The sequence below is a fragment of the Methylobacterium sp. WL116 genome (genome assembly GCF_008039455.1).
Taxonomy (GTDB): Bacteria; Pseudomonadota; Alphaproteobacteria; order Rhizobiales; family Beijerinckiaceae; genus Methylobacterium.
Genome location: NZ_VRUV01000462.1, coordinates 1 through 3,638 on the forward strand (window position 1 = coordinate 1; position 3,638 = coordinate 3,638).

General features: G+C 55.8%; 3 protein-coding genes. 1 reads left to right on the forward strand and 2 read right to left on the reverse strand.

Features of this window, described 5'->3' with window-relative positions:
- The coding region (locus tag FV223_RS22745; protein ID WP_187276217.1) for a helix-hairpin-helix domain-containing protein at positions 1–225 on the forward strand (225 nt) is incomplete at its 5' end.
- A gap of 324 nt (positions 226–549) precedes the next feature.
- Here the strand turns inward: FV223_RS22745 and FV223_RS22750 are convergent.
- Together FV223_RS22750 and FV223_RS22755 are read right to left on the reverse strand one after the other, a co-directional pair.
- Positions 550–2,205: an ATP-binding protein gene (locus tag FV223_RS22750; protein ID WP_147729119.1), complete on the reverse strand. Its 1,656-nt coding sequence runs from the start codon at positions 2,203–2,205 to the stop codon at positions 550–552.
- A gap of 84 nt (positions 2,206–2,289) precedes the next feature.
- Positions 2,290–3,345 (reverse strand): dsDNA nuclease domain-containing protein, encoded by a 1,056-nt coding sequence (locus FV223_RS22755; RefSeq protein ID WP_187274991.1) that lies wholly within the window; start codon positions 3,343–3,345, stop codon positions 2,290–2,292.
- Between the last annotated feature and the right edge of the window lie 293 nt (positions 3,346–3,638).

Sequence of the window (3,638 nt, forward strand, 5' to 3'; positions counted from 1 at the left end):
GCCCCCGTCGCCGGCGCGCCGAACGCCGCCAAGGGCGCCCTGCTCGACCTCAACAGCGCCTCCGCCGCCGAGCTCGACGCGCTCCCCGGCATCGGCGCCGCCCGCTCGGCCGCGATCATCAAGGGCCGCCCCTACAAGGGCAAGGACGACCTCGTGCAGAAGAAGATCCTCTCGCAGTCGGTCTACGACGGCATCAAGGACAAGGTCATCGCCAAGCACAAGTGATTTTTTGCGGGGTTTTGGCCGGCGCGCGGTGAGTGGGCTGCGCGCCGGTATGGAGGAGAGCGGCGTTCCATAGAGTCTCACCGGCCGCTTTCGACCTAACCTAGTCGTATTCAAACGGCCGTGCGGCTCCCAAGAGCAGACGTATGTTCCGTTGCCGCTCCGACAATTATGCCCCCAAGCTGGGCATAGAACACGATCAGTTTCAATTTAGATCACTGAACTGAACCATATCCCAGGCGGATGAGCCACTCGAACCTGCAGGTAAATTGTTAAATTCGAAATTCAATCGCAATGCATAGACCGAGTTTTGTAATAGGCCCCATCTCAGATCATTTGATTTCTAAACTCATCAATTATTGCCGATATGCCCGAGTATAAACTTGGCTGCAGCAGCTTGCGTTCGTTTGTCAGCTCAATCTTCTTTCCGTCCATCTCATATCCATTTAGCGACACTGACCCCACGATGAACTGGGCGTTCGCCGGCCTCTGCGCTTCAATCGTGCTGAAGATACGTTTCGCGTTTACGGGGTCCTGATCCTGCTGCAATGGACTGTCGAGGACGACAGGCGCAGTGATCGCCGTCGTGTGCTCGAAGCAGGTGCTGACAAACGCTAGGACGTAGGAGAGGACAGCACGAGGATGAACCGATCCGGTATCCTTGATGACGTAATGAATTTTCTGCGCTTTATCCAAATTGATATTTTTAACATCTAGCGATTTCAAATTTGATGTGATCTGCTGGGCGAAAAATGACTCGATCCTATCCTTTCGCGCTTTGTTTTCGAGCTTGCGTATCGATTTTCTCACCGATTCGATCCCGGTGGTCAACTCGGCTGTCCTGGCTTCGATATCTGCGGCCTGTCGGTCGAAGACGCTCAGCGCCTGACGCTGTCCCTCCGACGCGATGACCTGGGCAAGGGTGATCTCGCCCTGTTTGATGGTGAGCACCTGTTGGGCAGCGGCGATCTGCTCGTCGGCACTCCTGAGGTTCAGGCGAGCGGCCTCAACCTGCGCCTTGACCTCGATCATGTGGTCGACGAGCTCGTTCAGGACCGCGACGCATGCCTCGCGATCCTCGATAATGCCGAACCTCATCGCGAAGTTGTTTTCGTGGACCGTTCCGCACGTCGGGCATGGGATAGGCTCATCGCCCCGCTCGACGAGCCATTCGCGATCGTTCTCAAGCTCTTTGAGCGCGCGGCGCCCGACCTCGAACTGGTCGTTCAGGAGCGTTCTTTGCGCTATCACGTCGCTCAATGAGGCAGCGAACTTGGCTCGCTTCTCCCGCAGCTTTTTCAGCTCGGATAGTAAACGCAGGATCGCCGCCTCGTACGCTTCCTGGTCGATCGACAACGCGTCTTGGGTCACGGATTGCCGCAGAGCCAGGGCCGATCGTTCGACGACGGTCGCTTGGCTCTGCAACTCGCCTTTTTCGACGGCCATCAGCTGAAGCTCAGCCCGGCGGGCGTACCATTCGTCCGGCAGGATGCCCGAATGGTACGAGACGATGCTTCGATGGTAGTTGGCGAACTGCTTCAGCCCATCGAACGACTGCCAGGGACGCTCCCAACCTACATCCTGATCGACGTAGAACGGCAGGAAGAAGAAGGCCGGTGTCGGCGTTGTCGGGTTCCCCTTTCGGTCCGGCAAGACCAGACTGATCCCAAGTAGCTTCGCGAGGGACGGTGCCAACTGGCTCGTCACCTTTTGCATCGACTCCATGAGAATGCGCGCCTCGTCGAACAGCGCGAAAACCGATCCATGCCTAAGCATGAAGAAGGTTTTACCATCAACCTGAAATTCAAGGAGACCAGTCACCTTCAGTTTAGGCCAGTTTTCGTGAACGCGGGCTGGCTCCGCACCGAGAACCCAGTATAAGGATTTGATCAGGGATGACTTACCTGTTGAGTTGCCCCCTAGGATGATCGTTATCTTCGGGTCGAACGTCGTCTGGAACGCCCCCTGCTCCAGGTCGGACATGAGATATAACTTTTTGAAGCGTAAGTTTTTCATTGGTCTTCTTGCGCAAGTTCCTCACCAGCAATCTAAATCTGCGTTCGTCGCTCATGATGAGAACTCGTAGAGGAAGGCCGCACTCAGGTACGCGTCGTCCTGATAAATGCCGAACTGCTGGGCGAGCGCGCGGACGCGTCCGAGATTTGATTCAACGATCCCGGCAAGGGTTTGATCGCCATCGTCGATACCGCTCGCATGTTCGTAAAGGTTCGTGCAGAATTGCTCGAAAGCAATTGATACCATGCTGAGCTTCTCAAGCTCGTAGCGTGCCCAGGCGCGCCTGATATCGCGCTTTCGGACAGGAGATATCTCTGTGAGGTCGTTCGAGACGGTAGACCACTTCGGCCTGCTCTGGTGACGCCGTTTGGTCTCGTCCAGCATCTCCTGGACCTGAGCACGCGTAAGCGCCTTCGCCCGCATTAAATCCTGGAAGCTCGTCACGCTGCCCATGTGCTTGGACCGTTCGCGGGCGTGTTCGAGAATGACCACGACGAATGTCGATGACGGGCAGTCCGGAATACCGAGTTCGCGTTCAAGGAACTGAAGGATCAGACCCCGAAGCATAGTTCCGGGCCTGCTCAGCGGGAGGTCCGATAGATAATACTCGAAAAGCTTGATGTCGCCTGCTGCGAACGTCGGAACCTCGGTCGCCAGCGCTTTCTTGAGCGCGTCGGTTTTGACGACTTCGCCTTCATCGAAGGTGCAAGGGCACTTCGTATACTCAATGAACTCGCAAGGTTGGTTGCTAACGAAGCCTAGAACCTCAGCCGCGTTGCCGAATTTAGTCTTGTTATCGTACATTTTTGCCATTATTGATGGAATTTTATCGCTTCCATCACGCTTTTTATAGCGCTGCGTAAGCCTCTTTACAGTCCAATTGCCGGAGGTTCTCGTCTTGACCTGATAAAATCGTGCCTTGGTTGGCTGCGTCGAGCCGTTCAGTACCACGATGTCGTCGTGAAATTCGAACGCGACGGCGTAGTCATCCAGCTTTTCGTGTAGCATCAGAACGAGCGAGACAGCCCAAGAGGCTTGGTAATCAAGCCGTTCGAGCGCGATGCTTCCACCCTTCTCGCGCTGCGGAATGGCGACGAGATCGTCCATCAAGCTCAAGACTTGCCCCCGTGACCATATCCTCTTCCTGCGAGGATCATGCATAGGTAGTCCCAACGCAACCTTGGCAGATCGCCTTTCGTGTGCGGTGTCTAGCGGAACGTGTCCGCCAGAAAGTCCGCTTCCGCCGTCAGAACGCAATCGCCGGCAATCGACATCGGGCTAAATCCTCCCGAGCGTCGAACTTCCGCTTTATGAATTCGACACTCAAAATCCGACTAGAGGAAATCCATTCATAGCCGTCGTTCAAACCCGTCGAACCCCCGTCCCCCCAACCTTGTCCC